Genomic DNA, 16,903 nt, shown 5'->3' with positions numbered 1-16,903 from the left:
AACATCTTCAAGGGCGTCGGCCAATCCGTAATTGGGGTTGTAAAATCGGTAATTCATCTACAGCTTTTCCCGAATCTTCTTCCGATCTTTGTATCGGTGAATCGGGCCGGTCTCCGGATCTGTCCGACGGCTGAACGATAACCCGTAAAAACGGCGACCATGAAACGGATATTTGTCTTTGTCTTATTTTTAATACTGGTAACCATGAACAGCGTGCAAGCCCGGAAGAATGACCGGACCTTTGCGCCGAGCGATCGGGTCACCGTCGAGCGTGTCCATTTTCGGACCCGTTTCGGCACGACCTTGGCCGGCGATCTCTACAAACCGAAAAATGCCGTGGGCAAACTGCCTGCCCTGGCTGTCTGCGGCCCCTTCGGCGCCGTCAAGGAGCAGGCCTCGGGGCTCTATGCCCAGACGATGGCCGAACGCGGCTTCGCAGCAGTGGCCTTCGACCCCTCGTTTACCGGTGAAAGTACGGGCGAACCCCGCTACATGGCTTCGCCCGATATCAATACCGAGGATTTCTCGGCGGCCGTTGACTTCCTTGTGCTGCGCGACGACGTCGATCCCGAGCGCATCGGCATCATCGGCATCTGCGGCTGGGGCGGTCTGGCCCTCAATGCCGCCGCCATCGACACCCGCATCAAGGCCACGGTCAGCTCGACGATGTACGACATGAGCCGCGTGACGGCCAACGGCTACTTCGATTCAATGGATGCCGACGGCCGCTACGAACTCCGCCGTCAGCTCAATGCCCAGCGGACCGAAGATGCCCGCACGGGCACTCATGCCCTGGCCGGCGGGGTGGTTGATCCGCTGCCTGCCGATGCCCCGCAGTTCGTCCGGGACTACTACGACTACTACAAGACGCCGCGCGGATACCATTCCCGCTCGCTGAACTCCAACGGCGGCTGGGCCCGTACGTCGGCCCTCTCGTTCCTCAATACGAAGCTGCTCTCCTACAGCGACGAGATCCGCTCGGCGGTGCTGATGATCCACGGCGAAAAGGCCCACTCGCGTTACTTCAGCGAGGATGCCTTCAAACGCCTCAAGGGCGACAACAAGCAGTTGGTGATCATTCCCGGCGCCAGCCACGTCGATCTCTACGACCGGATGGACATTATCCCCTTTGACCGCATCGAGCGTTTCTTCCGCGATAATCTCCGATAACGATGACACTCGAAGCCTTTCTTGCACATGTGGCCGCACGCCGGCCGCTCGATACGCCCGAGATCGCGGCCTTGATGAACGAGATGAACGACCGTGCGCGCCGCATCACCTGTGCGATCAATGGTGCCTACCACACGCAGGAGGAGCTGCGCGAGTGGATGGGCCGGCTGTTCGGTCGGCCGGTCGATCCCACGTTCCGCCTCTTCCCTCCCTTCTACACCGATTTCGGTCGCAATATCCACCTGGGCCGCAACGTCTTCATCAATGCCGGCTGCCACTTTCAGGACCATGGCGGTGTCTGGCTGGGTGACGGTGTGCTGGTGGGTCACAACGTCGTCTTCGCGACGCTGAACCATCGTCTCGATCCGGCGCATCGGGCCGAAATGATCCCGGCACCGATCATCGTGGGACGCAACGTCTGGATCGGCTCGAACGCCACGATCCTCCAGGGGGTAACGATCGGCGACGGAGCCGTCGTGGCGGCCGGAGCTGTCGTGACGCGGGACGTCGAGCCGAATACCATCGTCGGCGGAGCCCCGGCCCGCCGGATCCGCCGCATCGAGGTCGGCGAGGCTGTCGAATCCGATAAACGGTAACCGGACCTGCGGGCGGAGCGCGTTGGAGACTGTCCGCCGGCCGAAGGTCGCAACAATACGCAGAACACAATGAAAAAACGCATGTTTTTGATGGCGCTTTTCGGCTGGATCTTTGCCGGAGTTGCGGCCTGCAGTCCGGAGGATGCCGGGACCGTCTCACCCGCAGGCGGGCAGGGGACGGTCCAGACGCCCGGTTCGGGGTCGGACGACGAGACGCAGACTCCCGCAGACCCCGACGACCCGAATGATTCGGACACCCCCGGAGAGAATGAAAATGACGATCAGAACCCGCAGAATATGAAAATCAACGTAACGGTGGGCGGCCGCACCTATACGGCAACCCTCGAAGACAATGCCGCCGCACGGGCCTTTCTCGGACTGTTGCCGCTGGAGTTGGACATGACCGAACTGAACGGCAACGAGAAATACGCCGATCTGCCGCAGAGCCTGCCGACGGCGACCTTTCGTCCCGGAACCATTCGTACGGGCGATCTGCTGCTGTGGGGCAGTTCGACGGTGGTGCTCTTCTACGAGACCTTCTCCTCGTCGTACAGTTACACCCGGCTGGGGCGTCTGGACGATCCTTCGGGGCTGGCCGCAGCCGTTGGCGGCGGCAGCGCCCGCGTGACCTTCGCCCGGTAGGAAAGGATCAGACCATATCGTCGCCCGCCTTGGTGAACTTCACGCGGATGGTCTTGTGGAAGGGGATGAAGCGCGAAATGACCGCGATGACCAGCGAGACGACAAACAACCAGCCGAGAATCTCCTTCAGCGCCAGCAGCAGACTCTGCTGCTGAAGGGTCGTGTGCAACGAACCGGTGGCCAGCTGTACCGCTTCGTTGTAGCTGTGGCCCTGGGCCAGCGACGCGTTCAGCGACGAGGTGTAGCGTTCGGCGGCCAGCGGATCGGTCATCGTGATGTCGGCGGCCAGCGAACTGAAATAACGCTGTTGCAGCCGGTAGAGCGTGTTGCTGTAGAACGACGTGGCCAGGATCGGCGCCAGCACCGATCGGCTGGCAATCAGGAAGAAGGCGTTGTGGATCAGGTAGCGTTCGTCCAGCTCCTCGACGGCAAACAGCGCAAAGGCGATGATCAGCACCAGCATGCCCGTGCCGCGGATGAAGATCGGGATGAAGAGGCTCTCGTAGGTGCTGTCGGGCGAGATCCCGAAGTAGAGCATCCCGAAGAAGAGCGCAAAGCAGGCCATGCCCCCGGCGATGAGGAAGCGGAAGCGCCACTGCTGCCAGCGAAACCACCAGAAACAGATGAACGCCCCGAGGATGTAGCCCGGCAGCAGGTAGATGTAGAGCGTGTAGGTGCGAGTGGCGTCGACCTGCAGGATGGTGGTCATGTAGTTGGTCAGCAGCGTGGTCGAGGTGCTGAAGAACATCACCAGCATCATGTAGAGGTAGCCCACGATGGCCTTGGGCTGGTAGAGCGGCGCCAGATTGACGTAGGGCTTGCGGGCGTGCCACTGCGTCCAGAGGAAGTAGGCGATCAGCATCGGCGCAACCACGATGTAGAGGCAGATGCGCGGCGAAGAGAGCCAGTCGAGCAGTTTGCCGTAGTTGAGGGCGTACATCAACATCAGTATTCCGGCGGAGATGACCAGCATTTCGCGAAGGTGCAGTTCGCGCAGCGGCAGCGGACGGTTGGGCCGGTCGTGGCGGTAGCAGACGGCCACGATGAGCAGCGCCACGAGCAGCAACAGCATCATGAAGTAATACATGTACTTCCAGTCGTAGCGGTAGGCCAGTTCGGCCGTGATGATCATCGACAACTGGCCGAAGCCGAAGACCACCGGATAGAAGTAGGCGTAGAACTCGCTGCGGACATCCTTCGGACTGAAGATCTTCTTGATGCGGCGGATGCACCACATCATCAGGAAACCCTTCAGGAAGCCGATGAAGAAGCTGCAGACAATCAGCGTGTCGGCGCTCTGCGAGCGGGCGCAGATCCAGCTCAGCACGAACTGCAGCGCCAGGTCGACCAACAGCAGCGCCTTTGACGAGAAGGCGGCGTGAACCTTCGGAACCAGCGGATAGGCGATGCACATGCCGGCCGACGTGGCATAGAAACCCATCGTGATGTCCTCGGTATTGGTCCCCAGCGTGTTCGAGACCTCGAGCATGCTGCCCGTATAGGAGCCGTTGAGCATCGTCACGGGCAGCAGCACCGTGAAGAGGCTGACCACCCCCAGCCAGTCGGGAACCCACCGTCGGACGGGCAGTTCGAGTTCGGCGGTCGTCATCATCGGCGCACGGCTTCGGTTTCGACCATCATGCCGGCACGCAGCTGGCCCATCTCCTCCTGCGAAATGTCAACCAGGTCGATGCGCACCGGGATGCGCTGCTGCACCTTGACGAAGTTGCCGGCCGAGTTGTCGGTCGGCACGAGCGAGTATTTCGATCCCGTGGCCTCGGAGATCGCCGTGACGCGGCCCCGGAACGTGCGGCCCGGAAAGGCATCGACCTTGACGATCACCTCCTGTCCGATGAAGATATGGGCGATCTGCGTCTCCTTGTAGTTGGCCGTGATGTACTTGTCCTGGTTGCGCACCATGTAGGAGATCGTCTGCCCGGCCTGCACGAACTGGCCCGGTTCGAGCGTACGGCGTCCGATGTAGCCGTCGTAGGGGGCCGTGAGGGCCGTGTAGCTCAGATTGAGCCGCGCCATGTCGAGGTCGGCCTCGCAGCGCAGAATGTTGGCCTCGGCGCTGACCGTGCGCTTGCTCGCCTCGGAGTACTGCGAGACGGCCGCCTCCTTCTGCGCCACGAGCGCCTGGTAGCGGGCCTGCGCCGCGTCGTACGACGCCTTGGCCTGTTCGTACTGCTGGCCCGGGACCGATTCATCGCGCATCAGCCGTTCGAAACGCTGGAAGTCCTGCTCCGTCTGCCAGAGTTTGGCCTTCGCCTCGGCGATGTTCGCATCCTGCACCGCGACGTTCGTCCGCGACGTCTCGATCCCCGAATGGATCACCTCCTGCGTGCCGTGGGCGTCGAGCAGCGCCGCCTCGGCCTCCTTGACCCGGATGCGGTATTCGCGGTCGTCGAGCACCAGCAGCGTGTCGCCCTTGTGGACGAACTGGTGCTCGGTGAAGCGCACCTCGCGGATGTAGCCCGCCACGCGGATGTTGATCGGCGCCACGTACTGGTCGATCGAGGCGTCGTTCGTCACCACGTAGTTCTTGTGGCGCCGGAAATAGTCGGCCGTTACCCACAGCCCCGATCCTGCCAGCAGGATGCAGACGACGTTCAACACGATGTTGCGGTGGCGTTGCTTGCGAAGCTCGTCGCGTTTCTTACTCCAGTCTCCCATGCTTTCCTAACCTTTTTCCTTTCGTTTGTTCTTCGTTTCGTCATCCGTCCGCCGCACTCGTTCCGTGCGGCCCCCCCCCTTGGGCCGGGCCTGCGGAGTCGGTGTCTCCGGGCCGCTTCGGCCGCCTCCCGGAGGGATTCGTGTGCGGGCATTCGGGGCTTCGTCCCTCCGGCGAAGGCCCCTCCATCGGTCAATTACAGCCGCCCGATGGCCCGCTGCAGTTCGTAGTAGGTGTAGATCACCCGCGTGCGGGCCGCCGTGAGCTGCAACTCCACGTCCAGCCGCACGCTGTTCGCATCGAGCAGGTCCGTCAGAATGGCCAGCTGGTTCATGTAGCGGTTCTGCATGATGCGGTAGTTCTCCTGGGCCTGACGCGCCGAGAGCTGCAGCGCCTCGACCTGCTGCACGGCCTCGCGGTGACGCAGGAAGGCCGTGCGGACCTTCACGCGGATGCGCTGCATCTGCTGCTCCTCGGCGTTGCGGCGTACATCGACCGCCACGCGGCTCTCGCGCACCTTGTGGCGGCCCTTGTAGAGTGCCGAGAGCGGTACGGAAACCGACAGACCGACGTTCCATGTGTTGTTGTAGAGATCCTCCATCGTGCGGGCAATGGACCGTGCCAGCGTGTTCGAGGCGTAGAGCGAGAGGTCGGGACGCAGCGCCGAGCGGGCCAGATCGACATCCGTACGGGCCATCTCGGTCTGCATGCGCAGCTGCTTCATCGTCGGATCCTCGGCGCAGGCCTCCTCGACGTAGTGGTCGTAGTCGTCCATCGTGATGGCGCGGTAGAGCAGCGTCGTGTCGGGAACGATCAGCCGGCTCTCGTCGATCCCCAGCAGGATGTCCAGCTGCTGCGACACGAGGGCGATGTCGTTGTCGGTCTGCTGCAGTGACAGGCGGTCGTTGGTCAGCTGCATCTCGCTGCGCAGCACGTCGTTGTTCGTGATGAGCCCCTCCTCCTTCATGCGGCGGATGTCGTGCAGGCGTCGTTCCGACTCCTCGATGTTGCGCGACAGCACCTCCTGCTCGCGGTAGAGGCTGAAGAGCTGCATGTACTGACCGAGCAGATTCAGCTTCAGGTCGGCGGCGTCGGTTTGGCTCTTCAGGGCGGCCAGCGTGCGTTCCATGCCGGCACGGCGGATCGAGTGGCGCAGTTTGCCGCCCCGGTAGAGCGGTTGCGAAAAGTCGACGGCGTAGTTCTGCGACCAGTCGGGCGAATCGGAGCGGTAGGGTTCCCGCAGCCCCTGGCGGAAGATCACCGGCTGTCCGGCAAAGCCGCCGCGCAACCCGACCGAAAGGTCGGGCAACCGGTTGGCCCGGGCCTCCTCTTCGCGGATCCGTGCGGCATCCTCCTCCAGTGCGTCGGCCTGCAGGGTGAGGCTCTGCTGAACGCCCAGTTCGAAGAGCCGGGCCACCGGCAGAAAGAGCGTGTCGCTCTGCGCGGCGGCCGGTTGCAGCCCGGCGGTCGCTCCCAGTGCAAGGAGAAGAAGGTTCCTATATGCTTTCCAGTTCATGCTGTATGCGGGTTAGATCCGACGTCATGACGCGGAGACATTCCGGCCCGATGCTCTGTTCGAAGCGGGCGTAGAGGTCGTTCAGGATCGGCAGGATGCCGAGCCAGAAGCGTTCGCCTTCGGGCGAGAGGTAGACGCGTTTGTTGCGTCGGTCGGAGGGCTCCGCCCGGCGTTCGATATAGCCGCGTTTCTCGAGGGTGGTCATCAGGCTGCTCAGACTGGCCTTGCTCCGGGCCGTGCGTTCGGCCAGAATCTGCTGTGTCGAGCCCTCCTCGCACCACAGGCAGCTTATCACCTGCAGCATCTCGAACGTTACGCTGATGCCGTGGCGTTTCAGCGTGCGTTGAAGGCACTGGCGGAAGGCGATCCGCATCCGCACGATCTGTAGTTGAAATTCCCGAAAATCGTTGCCTCCGTTGGTCGTGATCCTTGATTTCGGCCGCAAAGATAGTTCATTTTGTGCGACAGTCAAAATTTTGACTATCTCCATCTCCTTGTCCGGCTCTTGTCTTTGGCGCGCGTCGCACTTGCTGTCAGGGAGTTTCGGGCAGTGCGATTTTTTTTCGAACGGCCTCACTGCCGGGACCGCCGCAGCCGGAGTCTTCATCCGCGAAACCTTCCGGGCCGTTCAAGCAAAGAGCCGCCCCCGTAAAAAGGGAGCGGCTCTTACCATTCCGGTTTTTCAGATCCTATTTGGCAAAGATCTCATCCATGCGTTGAGCGAGTTTCTCGCCGCGCAGGTCGAGGCCGATGATCGTGCCATCACGGTCGATGATGAACATGCGCGGAATGGCCTGTACGCTGTATGTCTTCGCCACGTCGCAGTCGAAGGCCTTCAGCGAGGAGACCTGAATCCAGGGCAGCTGCTCCTCCTCGATCGCCTTGAGCCAGTTTTCGCGTTTGTTGTCGAGCGAGATGCCCACAACCTCCAGTCCGTCGGCGTGGTGCTTTTCGTAGATCTTCTTCACGTTGGGCAGCTCGCCGCGGCAGGGTGCGCACCACGAAGCCCAGAAGTCGAGCAGCACGACCTTGCCGCGCAGGTCCGAAAGGCGGAGTTCACCGCCGTCGACCGTCGGGAGCGTGAAATCCGGAGCCTTGGCGCCGATGTTGACCGCCTTCAGACGGGCGATCTTGTCGGCCAGATTGCGGCCCAGATGACTCTGCTTGACGCTGTCGGTCAGCGTGTTGAACAGACTGTCGATCGTCTTGATCGGGTAGCGGGGCACCATGAAGTCACTGATCATGTAGGTGATCATCCGGCAGTTGCGGGCCGAGTCGATCAAAGCGAAGAGCGTCTTGTTGAAGTCGTCACGCGCTTTCTTGGAGCTGGCCTTTGCCTCCTCATCCTTGGCGGTTCCTTCACCCAGTTCGACGAACATGTTCATCAGTTCAATCGAGAACTGCTGGTCGATGAGGCGCTGTTCGGGACTGCCCTTGACCGTTACGTCGATACCCGAGGGGTTGAAGGGGTTGCCCTCCTCCTGCTTGACCGTCAGTGTGACGGGCGTTCCGTCGAGGAAGATCTCCTTCGTCCGGCGCTCCTTGTAATCGGAGCCCTGCTTGCCGAAGAGCAGCGTGGCCTTTTGTGCATAGTCCAGCTCTCCCTGGAGATGGAAGAGCTTGTCGTCGCCGACCTTTGCCGAATCGACGGCCTGTGGGAAATCATCGCTGACGAGACGTACCCATTGTCCGGCCCCTTCATCCCAGTTGCCCTGGATGTCGTAAGCGATCTGTTCGCCGTTTTTGTTTCCGTCCGAGCAGGCTGCGAACCCTGCAGCGAGCAGCATTCCGATAAAGATTTTTTTCATATCCGGTCTTTTTGATGTGTTCGGAGCGAGTTGGCCCGCTCCGAACGCGTTGTTTTCGATTACTGAGCGTCGGCGAAAATTTCGTCCATCTTTTTGGCGAGTTCCTCACCGCGCAGATCCTGGGCGATGATCTTGCCGTTGCGGTCGAGGATGTACATGCGCGGAATGGCCGTGACGTTGAACTGCTTGGCTACGGGGCAGTCCCAGCCCTTGAGCGAGGAGACATGCTTCCAGCTCAGGCCGTGCTTTTTGATGGCATCCACCCATTTGTCGTAGTCGCCCTCCTTGTCGAGCGATACGCCCAGCACCTCGAGCCCCTTGTCGTGGTATTTCTCGTAGATTTTCTTCACGTTGGGAGCTTCGGCCAGGCAGGGTGCACACCACGAGGCCCAGAAGTCGAGCAGAACCACATTCCCGCGCAGCGAGTAGAGCGAGAGCGAATCGCCGTCGGGGGTCGGGAGCGTGAAGTCATCGGGCGTGCCGCCGACGTTGAACTTGCTGTTCAGCTCGATGTCGTTGAGAAGCATCTTGCCCTCGGCCGACTCCTTGACGGCCGGCGTCAGCGAGTCGTACCAGCGTTGAGCTTCGGTGAACGAACGGGTCTTGAGCACGAAGTCGCGGATGAAGAAGGTCGATGAACGGAAGTTGCCCGTCGAGTCGAGGAATTTCTCCATGCTCTGCTCAAAGGCATCCTCCATCTGAGTCTTGACGTTGAACACCGAGTCGAGCGAGAGCCCCTTCTGCTGGGCATTCATCAGCATGAACATGCCGCCCAGCGAGATGAATGCGTTCCCCGACTCCAGGTCGCGTCCCGTGAGGAAGACGGCAGTTTCGGGATCGGGGTCGACCAGCTTCATGTGCTGTACCTTGACATCGACACTATCGGTTTCGCCGGCTTTGAGTTCGCGGCGCGTTTCGTTCCAGATTTTCACCTCGATCGGGCGTCCCGAGCGGTAGAGAAGCAGTTCGGTGCGTGCTTCGGGGCTTACCAGGACGGCGGGAGTCATCGTCTCCGGAGCCGGACCCTTGAGCGCAAAGGTGTTGTCGGATTTCACCACCGCCGAGTCAATGACCACGAGCTGTTTGGGATCGTTGCCCGTCTTGAGGTAGACGGTCTGTCCTGCACCGTCTTCCCAGGTTCCACGGATCGTGTACTTGTCTGCCGACGAGCAGGCGGCCAGTGCGAGTATCGCACCGCAAAGAAGAATTTTGTTGTTTTTCATATTACGTTTATGAATGAGTTGTTGCTTTACCTCTGTTTGTGACCGTTGTAAAGCCGGATATCGCGCACGTATGGCGATTCCGGCTTTCAGGCTGAACGGCCTGTCAATATAACGATTTTTTCAATACGTTGGGCAGCTTTCCGAAAAATACCGGAGAGTGGCTCAAGGCCACTTCCCGGCATTGTGTTGCAAGGGTTATTGTGCGATACTCTTCAGTTCGTAGTTGAAGTTCTCCAGGAAGTACTCCTTGACGAGCTGTACCTTTTGTTTCACAAGAGGATACTTCGCGCAGAGATCGTCCATGTAGGTTGCGGGTTTGAGCAGGATGAAGGCGGCATAGGTCGCGAAGTCCATCGCAGCCGTGTAGCCCGAGTCGTACCAGCGTGAATAACCCATCGTCACTTTTTCCTGCACCTCCGCGCCATCGCGGTAGGCAATGAATGAGAGACCCACGTAGGGCGGATCGAGCAGTCCCCAGTCATACTGGTAGCCTTCCTCTTTTCCGGTATCACCTCCCTGGATGCACCACCAGCCCCACTGTCGGCTGGCGGAGTAATTGGTCGGATAGGCATCGCCGGAAATATCGGCGACGTTGATCAGCGCGGCCTTGTTGAAATCAGTCGGAGTCGGGGCATTGTTGAGCATGGTCTCGAAGATCGCCTCGATCCAGCGCAGCTGCAACAACTCCATATCGGCCTCCGCCCACTTTGAACCGGCATAACCGAGGGCTACGCCCAGCGTTTTGACCTCCATCGGAATCAGAGCGGTGAGGTCCTCGTCATCGAAAAGATAGGTAGACGTATAGGTCCTTTTGCTGTATTGGTCCTGAATTTCATTGCAGATGAACAGGTGTGCGAACGACTGTTTGACGATCTCGATGGGCAGCACCTTGAGCGCCTTCTCCTCAAAGGCGGTGAGGAACTCGGCCATGCGGTCCATATCGTCGACCTCGGTGTAGTTGACACTCGAAGTGGAGGTGAGTTCGTAGATGTAGTCGTCGGTTTTGAAATCCCAATGACAGTGCAGACCATAGGTGTCGTAGATATGCTGGGCCTGTTTGCCGGCATTCGTCGAGGTATCGAATACCGGCTTCTCGGGTATCGTTACCGATCCGTCCGGGTCGCTGCGATCGCAGCTGGCCGCCGAGACACAGAGCAGTGCGGCGACGAAAATGGGAAGGTATTGTTTCATGTTCATGATCAATTCGTGTTTGCGTTGTCGATTAGTTGGATGCTACCGGAGTCCGGATCGGGCGGTTGTTGGGCGTGAGTCCCGGATCGAAGTCACGCTCCTTCTTCGGGAAGTTGAGCGTGAAGGCGGGGTCATGGTCGGCGATTTCGTAGGTCTCGTCCGTGACGCCCCACACCCGGGTGAAGCCCTTCTGACCGCAGCGGCGCATATCCCACCAGCGGTGCAGCTCCTCGAAGCAGAGCTCCTTGCGGCGCTCGGTCCAGATCCGTTCGACGAGTTCCTGGTCGGTGGCGAAATCGGCCTCGGTGAGCGGGGTGTAGTCGACGATGCGCGTCTTGAGCAGGGCATTCAGGTAATCCAGTGCGCGGCTCTTGTCCGGATTGGCCTTGCGGGCATAGGCCTCGGCCAGCGTCAGGTAGGCTTCTGCGTTGCGCATTCCCATCGGGAAACCGGTCATTCCGGCGTAGCTGTTGTACTTGCAGGGGGAATAGACGTATGTGCTCGACATACAACCGATTAGTGATGCAAAGAGGTCGTCCGGGTCGGGATCGGCGAAGGAGAAGGCCATGCGGACATCCTTGTTGCGGTCATAGAGTTGGATCAGACCTGAATCTTCGGTATTCGATACGGTGAACGACATCGAGGTAAGCAAAGCGTCTGTGAGCAGAGAGGTCATGCTCTGCGTCGAACTCTGCGAGAAGGTCCAGAGGATCTCGTCGGGATTAAGACTCGTGTTGAGAATACCCTCTTCATACTCAGTGCCGGGATCGAGATAGGTTTCGATGTCGATCTTGCCCACCATGTCGAAGAGCGTCGGGGCCAGTTCGAGCAGCCTTTCGGCATAGGTGATGGCCTCTTCATAGTTTTCCATGAAGAGTGCTACGCGCGAGGCGAGCAGCAGGGCGGCCTTGTAGTTGATCTCGTAGACACCGGCTTCATAACCATCGAGACATTCGACCGCCGTCGTAATGTCCGTATGGATCTGTCCCCAGACCTCCTCGACGGTTTTGCGCGGGTAGGAGCCCGGGGTTGCGGTTGCCGTCAGCGACATCGGAACACAGGGATCGCTGCCCTGAGCTTCGTTGTAGGCCGGACCGTAAAGGTTGGCCAGGTAAAAGAAGGCCATCGCACGCTGGAATGAGGCCTGACCCTTGAGAATTCGTTTTTCCGTATCGGATCCTTCCATGTCGTCGAGCATCTCAAGACAGATCGTACCCGGAAGCGCCTGGTTGTAGAGGTAAGCGTAGAGATCGTCGGTGAACTGGTCGCTTTCGATCTCGGCCTGCCAGAGGAAGATCTGCTTGTACTTCTCCATGGATGAGGAGATCTTTGTGGGGTCGTCGGCATACTCGTAAGGACCGGTAGCCATATCGTCGGTCAGGAAATGAACCCACGCAGCCGTGGTCTGCAAGTTTTTGAAGTAGCCGTCACCCTGCAGCAGCTCCTTGTACTGTGTTACGGTTTTCGGAATGACAAGATCCTGGGCCTCCTGCGTCAGAAAGTCCCCGCATCCGGTCAGGGTTGCCAATGCAAATCCGAATGTCAGTATGTTGATTCCTTTTTTCATCGTGTATTCAGCTTTAGAAAGTCAGACTTACGTTGAGCGTGTAGGTTCTCGGCGTCGGAACGGCTGCATAACCGCTCTCGGGGTCCATGCCGCCCCATGCCTTGTCGGCTATGAAGAAGAGGTTGGTGGCCTGCAGGCTGATCATGGCCGACTCGATGCCCCACGAACGAAGTTTATGCGTCGGAACGTAGTAGCTCAGACCGAGGCTGCGCATACGCAGAACGTTGGTTTTGGCGATGCGGGCCGTCGAGTAGTCGTACATGTTGTTGCCTTCGATGACATCGCGGTCGGAGAGAATCCCGTCACGCCGCGGCAGGTCCTGGTAGTTGTCGTAGTTGTAGAGAACGGGGATGTTGGTGTGCAGCTCGTCGCCCGGCTGGCGCCAGCGCGTGATGAACTCCTTGCGCATGTTCTGTGCGGGATCGTAGGCATTGTAAGCATCGGTGTAGATGCCCGGCAGACGGCCTACGGCTCCGGCCGAGTAGGTGAACGATGCCGACAGACGCAGGCTCTTCCAGCGCAGCGTGAAATCGAAACCTCCGTAGTGGGGCGGATCCATCACACCCGACTCGACGAGCTCGATCTCATCCTCGTAAAGGCTGTAGTTGGGAACCTCCTTTTCGCCCGATTCGCTCTTGTCGTCGGGAATCATGCCGGTAGCGTTGCCGTTCTTGTCGTAGAAGACCGGGTAACCCGTATCGTGGTTGAGTCCGGCGAAGTTGTAGGAGTAGAGCGTGCCGAGCGGTTTGCCCTCGATCAGGGCCGTACCGGAGATCTTCGACGTGTTGTTGACCACGGCGCTGCTGTTGGCCTTGATCAGTTTGTTGCGGTTGTACGAGTAGTTGACGTTGAGGTAGAGATCCCAGTTGTTGGTGTGAAGCGGGTGGAAGCCCAGGGCCACCTCGACACCGGCGTTATCGACGACACCCGAGTTGATCTTGAGTTCCGAGCGGCCCGTGGCCGAGGAGACTTGAGTCGTGGCGATCATGTCGGTACCGTGCTTCTTGTAGGCGTCGATCGTACCGGTTACCAGGTCGCCCAGGAAGGCGAAATCGAGACCGACGTTGTACGACTGGGTCTTTTCCCAACGCAGGTCGGCATTCGGCAGCAGCGATACGTGGGACTGGTTGAGACCCGTGGTGGCATCGGTCGAGCCGATCTGGATCACGAGGCTCGGCGAAGTGTTCTGGTCAACATTTCCCTGTACACCGTATGAGGCACGTATGGCGAGCTGCGAGAGTACCTTGCTGTCCCGGAGCCAGGGTTCGTTCGACAGGGTGTATTTGCCGGCTACCGACCACACGGGCAGGAAGCGATACTTGGGGTTCTCACCGAAGGAGTTTGAACCGTCCATACGGATGTTGCCGTTGATCGTCCACTTGTCCATATAGGAGTAGGAGGCGCTGCCCAGCCACGATACGTAGTGGGTCGTACGGTCGGTGAGTGTGGGATTGTACTGGCCGTTCCGTGCATTCTCGATGTACTTGTCCGTGAAGACCGGCTCGATGGCCAGACCTCGCTCGGGCTGCCAGCCGTACCAGATGGACGATGATCCGGTAGTCGGGATGCTGCGGATTTCGGAGGAGACGAAGGCGCTGATCGTGTGCTTCTCCTTGAGCTGCGTGTTATAGCGCAGCGTATTACGCAGCGTGTAGCTGGTATTGGTATTGTATGAGGCCGAGAGGATACCGCCCTGCGGGATGGGAGATTCCTGATACCAGTCTTGCGAGGTATAATCACCCGTCAGATAGGGGAAGTCGAGATTCCAGCCGCGCATCTTGGCGATATAGGTCGAGGCGTCGGTGGCGTAGTCGAACCGCTTGCTGTTGTCGTGAACCATCGAGGCGAGCAACTCGTAGCGGAGACCCTTGATGAACTCGTACTGGAGGTTGAGCTGGAGATTGAGGTTGGCAACCTCGCCTTGGGCTCCCGTTTCGTTGAGTTCGTTGAGGATATTGTATTTCGGATACTCTTTGATGGACGATCCGTTGGCGCTTATTGAGTTGTAGCCGGCCAATTTGTAATAGTAGTACGAACCGTCGTCATTGTAGGCCGGGATGGTGCGGGCCGTATTCTGGGCGTATGTGTTGGGGTTGACTCCGGCCATCGAACTGTAACCCTTGTTCTTGTTCTGGTAGCCGGAGATGCTGATGCCCATGTAGAGCTTCTTGGTGAGCCACGAGTTGAGTTTCATGTTGGCCGAGAAACGCTCCGATCCACCCTTGATAGCGGTCGTCGGGGTGTTGTTGTATCCCACCGAAGCGTAATAGTAGGTTCGCTCCGAACCGCCGGTAAGGCTCACCGTGTGGTTGTGGCTGAACGCGTCGCGGAACACCAGGTCGTACCAGTCGGTGTTGCGCGAAGCCATCTTGCTAACCTCGGAAGCAAACTGGTCGTAGGTCAGGCCGTGGTTCATGTATTTCATGTAGAGGGCCTCGTAGCCGATATCGTCCGGCAAGCGCGAGTACTCGAAGTGGTCGGCGAGCATCTCCTGCGAGAGGGTGATGCGTTCGGCGGCGTTCATCACGTCGAGCTGTCGGTAGGAGGGGCGTTCGTTGAGGGTGAACGAGCCGTCGTAACGTATCTTCGTGCGACCGGCCTCGCCGCGCTTGGTCGTCACGACGATGACGCCGTTGGCAGCCTGCACGCCGTAGAGGGCCGTGGCCGAGGCATCCTTCAGAACGGTGATCGACTCGATATCCGAGGGGTTGACGCCGGCGATGGCGTTACCGATCAGGTAGGCGGCATCGTCGCCCGTGAGGTCCTGATAGTTGACCTGCACGGGGTCGTCGAGGATGATACCGTCGAGCACCCAGATCGGAGACTTGTTGCCCAGAATGGATGAAGTTCCGCGAATACGGATTTTGGGGGTGGCGCTGGGCTCGCCCGAAGTCTGGATGACGTTCACGCCCGAAATCTGTCCGGCGAGCATCTGGTTGACCGAGAAGGATGCGCCGAGTTTGATCTCATCCATCTTGACCTGCTTGACGGCGCCGGCCACCTGGTGTTTCGAGATCTCCTGATAACCGGTGACGATTACTTCGTCGATTTCCGTATCGTTTTCGAGTGTGATATCGAAACGCATCTGTGCACCGACAGGCAGTTCCTTGCTTTTCATGCCGACGAATCCTACCTGAAGGACATCGTCGCTTTCGATGTTGGTCAGCAGGAAGAAACCTTTCGAATCGGTTGTTGTACCGATGTGAGCATGTTTCGAGCTGACGATTGTAGCACCGACAATGGGATTTCCACTGGTGTCGGTGACTGTGCCCGATACGATGTGGGCCTTCTTATTGGAAGTTTGCGCTGTGGCGGGGATTGCCCACAGATTGATGGCCAGCAGCACGCAGAAACACAGCGTACGGGCGATCAGTGTGGGGCATTTAGCAAATATCCCCCCCCCTCTCAGAGTGCCGGAAAACAGTGATACGTAGAGTTTTTTCATAGAGAGAGTATTTAAGTGAAACAAAAGGTTTGTCCTTGTATACTTACTTATATATGCGAAAAAACGGCAATTCCGAATATGTGACCGGGCAGGGGAGGTTTTTACAAATATAGTAAAAAATCTGTAAAATATTCTGTTTAGTGAAAATAATTAATAGAAAAAGATGTGGCGGGATTTTCGTGAATGGTTAGTTTTGGTTTATAAATGGAGGTAAAATGGATTTTTTTGATATGCAGAATGTAACTTAAAACGGTAATTTTGTTTTATAATGCTAATATTGAAATTTTTTATAATAATTCTCGCTCCGAAGGTTTCATAACTCTTTCGGGCGGAAGAGGAGCCGCCTTACGGACAATCTCTTCGTATTGTCGGAGGGTTTGATGCCTTGGGGGAGATGATCCGCGGTTTGCCGTTGAATAATCCGTGGCAGATGCTTCGGAGTAGGTGGCGTTCGGAGTTGCGAGGCCTGTTTTATGAAAAATCTCACAATACCGAAGTATTGTGAGATTGGTATGATTTCAGCTTGGTTAGAGGCGATGCCGTTGATGTTATCCCGGTCACCGTGGATATCATTCCAGCCCCTGTGGATATCATTCCGGCCCCCCGTGGATGTCATTCCGACCCCGTGGATGTCATTCCGACCCCGTGGATATCATTCCGGCCCCCGTGGATGAATTCCGGGCCTGTCGTTTTTCAAGGTTCCAGCCGGCCCTTCCCCGATTTGTATGGTTCCTGTTGAACGGATGGCTACTTTTCGTTGGAGTCCTTCTTGTCGGGAATCGGATACGGTAGATTGGCTGCTTCGTCGCCCATCTGCTCGAGATAGGCATCGTACATGTCGAGAATCCAGGCGTCGTTCTCCTCGGCCTCCTTCTTGTGTACCTTGCCCTCGGGGCCCTTGAACCACTTCTTGCAGAAATCCTGCAGACCCGGGTAGCGATCCTTCATCAGCACCGAGTTGACCAGCATGTAGGGATAGACAATCCCCTCGGGATCGTTGTGGAAGCGGATGCCGTAGTTGGTCTGGAGCGAGCGGCCCATGTTGTTCCGTCCCGATGCGACCCAGATTTT

At 58.6% G+C, this 16,903-nt stretch carries 12 protein-coding genes and 1 pseudogene; 3 read left to right on the top strand and 10 right to left on the bottom strand.

What is annotated here, in order from left to right; translation table 11 throughout:
• The first annotated feature begins 204 nt into the window (after positions 1 to 204).
• The 3 genes from PUQ42_RS07465 (at position 205) to PUQ42_RS07455 (ending at position 2,408) form a co-directional block, all read left to right on the top strand.
• Positions 205 to 1,170 (top strand): alpha/beta hydrolase, encoded by a 966-nt coding sequence (locus PUQ42_RS07465; RefSeq protein WP_232009219.1) that lies wholly within the window; start codon positions 205 to 207, stop codon positions 1,168 to 1,170.
• Positions 1,171 to 1,172: 2 nt separating this feature from the next.
• Positions 1,173 to 1,766 carry a DapH/DapD/GlmU-related protein gene (locus PUQ42_RS07460; RefSeq protein ID WP_273372499.1) on the top strand — a complete coding sequence of 198 codons (594 nt, stop codon included), beginning with the start codon at positions 1,173 to 1,175 and terminating at the stop codon, positions 1,764 to 1,766.
• Positions 1,767 to 1,835: 69 nt separating this feature from the next.
• Positions 1,836 to 2,408, top strand: coding sequence for a cyclophilin-like fold protein (locus PUQ42_RS07455; protein WP_273372496.1), 573 nt, complete (start codon positions 1,836 to 1,838; stop codon positions 2,406 to 2,408).
• Positions 2,409 to 2,415: 7 nt separating this feature from the next.
• Here the strand turns inward: PUQ42_RS07455 and PUQ42_RS07450 are convergent, their stop codons facing one another.
• The 10 genes and pseudogenes from PUQ42_RS07450 to PUQ42_RS07405 all read right to left on the bottom strand — a co-directional run.
• Positions 2,416 to 4,020 carry an MFS transporter gene (locus PUQ42_RS07450; protein WP_087310464.1) on the bottom strand — a complete coding sequence of 535 codons (1,605 nt, stop codon included), beginning with the start codon at positions 4,018 to 4,020 and terminating at the stop codon, positions 2,416 to 2,418.
• Positions 4,017 to 5,084 carry an HlyD family secretion protein gene (locus PUQ42_RS07445; protein ID WP_087404328.1) on the bottom strand — a complete coding sequence of 356 codons (1,068 nt, stop codon included), beginning with the start codon at positions 5,082 to 5,084 and terminating at the stop codon, positions 4,017 to 4,019. Before PUQ42_RS07445 ends, PUQ42_RS07450 begins: the two co-directional genes overlap by 4 nt.
• 194 nt (positions 5,085 to 5,278) lie before the next feature.
• Positions 5,279 to 6,598, bottom strand: coding sequence for a TolC family protein (locus PUQ42_RS07440; RefSeq protein WP_273372492.1), 1,320 nt, complete (start codon positions 6,596 to 6,598; stop codon positions 5,279 to 5,281).
• Positions 6,579 to 6,971, bottom strand: a complete 393-nt coding sequence (locus PUQ42_RS07435) for a MarR family winged helix-turn-helix transcriptional regulator (protein ID WP_273372489.1) — start codon at positions 6,969 to 6,971, stop codon at positions 6,579 to 6,581. The genes PUQ42_RS07440 and PUQ42_RS07435 overlap by 20 nt, the downstream gene beginning before the upstream one ends.
• Before the next feature lie 316 nt (positions 6,972 to 7,287).
• On the bottom strand, positions 7,288 to 8,406 hold the full coding sequence (locus PUQ42_RS07430; protein WP_122121021.1) for a TlpA disulfide reductase family protein: 1,119 nt from the start codon (positions 8,404 to 8,406) through the stop codon (positions 7,288 to 7,290).
• Positions 8,407 to 8,465: 59 nt separating this feature from the next.
• Positions 8,466 to 9,629 (bottom strand): TlpA disulfide reductase family protein, encoded by a 1,164-nt coding sequence (locus PUQ42_RS07425; protein ID WP_273372485.1) that lies wholly within the window; start codon positions 9,627 to 9,629, stop codon positions 8,466 to 8,468.
• 195 nt (positions 9,630 to 9,824) lie between these two features.
• Positions 9,825 to 10,826, bottom strand: coding sequence for a hypothetical protein (locus PUQ42_RS07420; RefSeq protein ID WP_273372482.1), 1,002 nt, complete (start codon positions 10,824 to 10,826; stop codon positions 9,825 to 9,827).
• Positions 10,827 to 10,851: 25 nt separating this feature from the next.
• Positions 10,852 to 12,387 (bottom strand): RagB/SusD family nutrient uptake outer membrane protein, encoded by a 1,536-nt coding sequence (locus tag PUQ42_RS07415; RefSeq protein ID WP_273372478.1) that lies wholly within the window; start codon positions 12,385 to 12,387, stop codon positions 10,852 to 10,854.
• A gap of 13 nt (positions 12,388 to 12,400) precedes the next feature.
• Positions 12,401 to 15,832, bottom strand: a complete 3,432-nt coding sequence (locus PUQ42_RS07410) for a SusC/RagA family TonB-linked outer membrane protein (RefSeq protein ID WP_273372475.1) — start codon at positions 15,830 to 15,832, stop codon at positions 12,401 to 12,403.
• A gap of 747 nt (positions 15,833 to 16,579) precedes the next feature.
• Positions 16,580 to 16,903 (bottom strand): annotated as a pseudogene (locus PUQ42_RS07405) (hypothetical protein); the annotation flags it as partial.

Source organism: Alistipes megaguti (assembly GCF_944320325.1).
GTDB lineage: Bacteria > Bacteroidota > Bacteroidia > Bacteroidales > Rikenellaceae > Alistipes > Alistipes megaguti.
This window is presented reverse-complemented; position numbering and strand designations above follow the sequence as displayed.

Bases quoted from the DNA above. Each gene is read 5' to 3' on its own strand.
- PUQ42_RS07435 (WP_273372489.1), bottom strand. From the start codon at position 6,971: ATGCGGATCGCCTTCCGCCAGTGCCTTCAACGCACGCTGAAACGCCAC.
- PUQ42_RS07455 (WP_273372496.1), top strand. From the start codon at position 1,836: ATGAAAAAACGCATGTTTTTGATGGCGCTTTTCGGCTGGATCTTTGCC.
- PUQ42_RS07410 (WP_273372475.1), bottom strand. From the start codon at position 15,832: ATGAAAAAACTCTACGTATCACTGTTTTCCGGCACTCTGAGAGGGGGG.
- PUQ42_RS07445 (WP_087404328.1), bottom strand. From the start codon at position 5,084: ATGGGAGACTGGAGTAAGAAACGCGACGAGCTTCGCAAGCAACGCCAC.
- PUQ42_RS07450 (WP_087310464.1), bottom strand. From the start codon at position 4,020: ATGATGACGACCGCCGAACTCGAACTGCCCGTCCGACGGTGGGTTCCC.
- PUQ42_RS07420 (WP_273372482.1), bottom strand. From the start codon at position 10,826: ATGAACATGAAACAATACCTTCCCATTTTCGTCGCCGCACTGCTCTGT.
- PUQ42_RS07425 (WP_273372485.1), bottom strand. From the start codon at position 9,629: ATGAAAAACAACAAAATTCTTCTTTGCGGTGCGATACTCGCACTGGCC.
- PUQ42_RS07415 (WP_273372478.1), bottom strand. From the start codon at position 12,387: ATGAAAAAAGGAATCAACATACTGACATTCGGATTTGCATTGGCAACC.
- PUQ42_RS07465 (WP_232009219.1), top strand. From the start codon at position 205: ATGAACAGCGTGCAAGCCCGGAAGAATGACCGGACCTTTGCGCCGAGC.
- PUQ42_RS07460 (WP_273372499.1), top strand. From the start codon at position 1,173: ATGACACTCGAAGCCTTTCTTGCACATGTGGCCGCACGCCGGCCGCTC.
- PUQ42_RS07430 (WP_122121021.1), bottom strand. From the start codon at position 8,406: ATGAAAAAAATCTTTATCGGAATGCTGCTCGCTGCAGGGTTCGCAGCC.
- PUQ42_RS07440 (WP_273372492.1), bottom strand. From the start codon at position 6,598: ATGAACTGGAAAGCATATAGGAACCTTCTTCTCCTTGCACTGGGAGCG.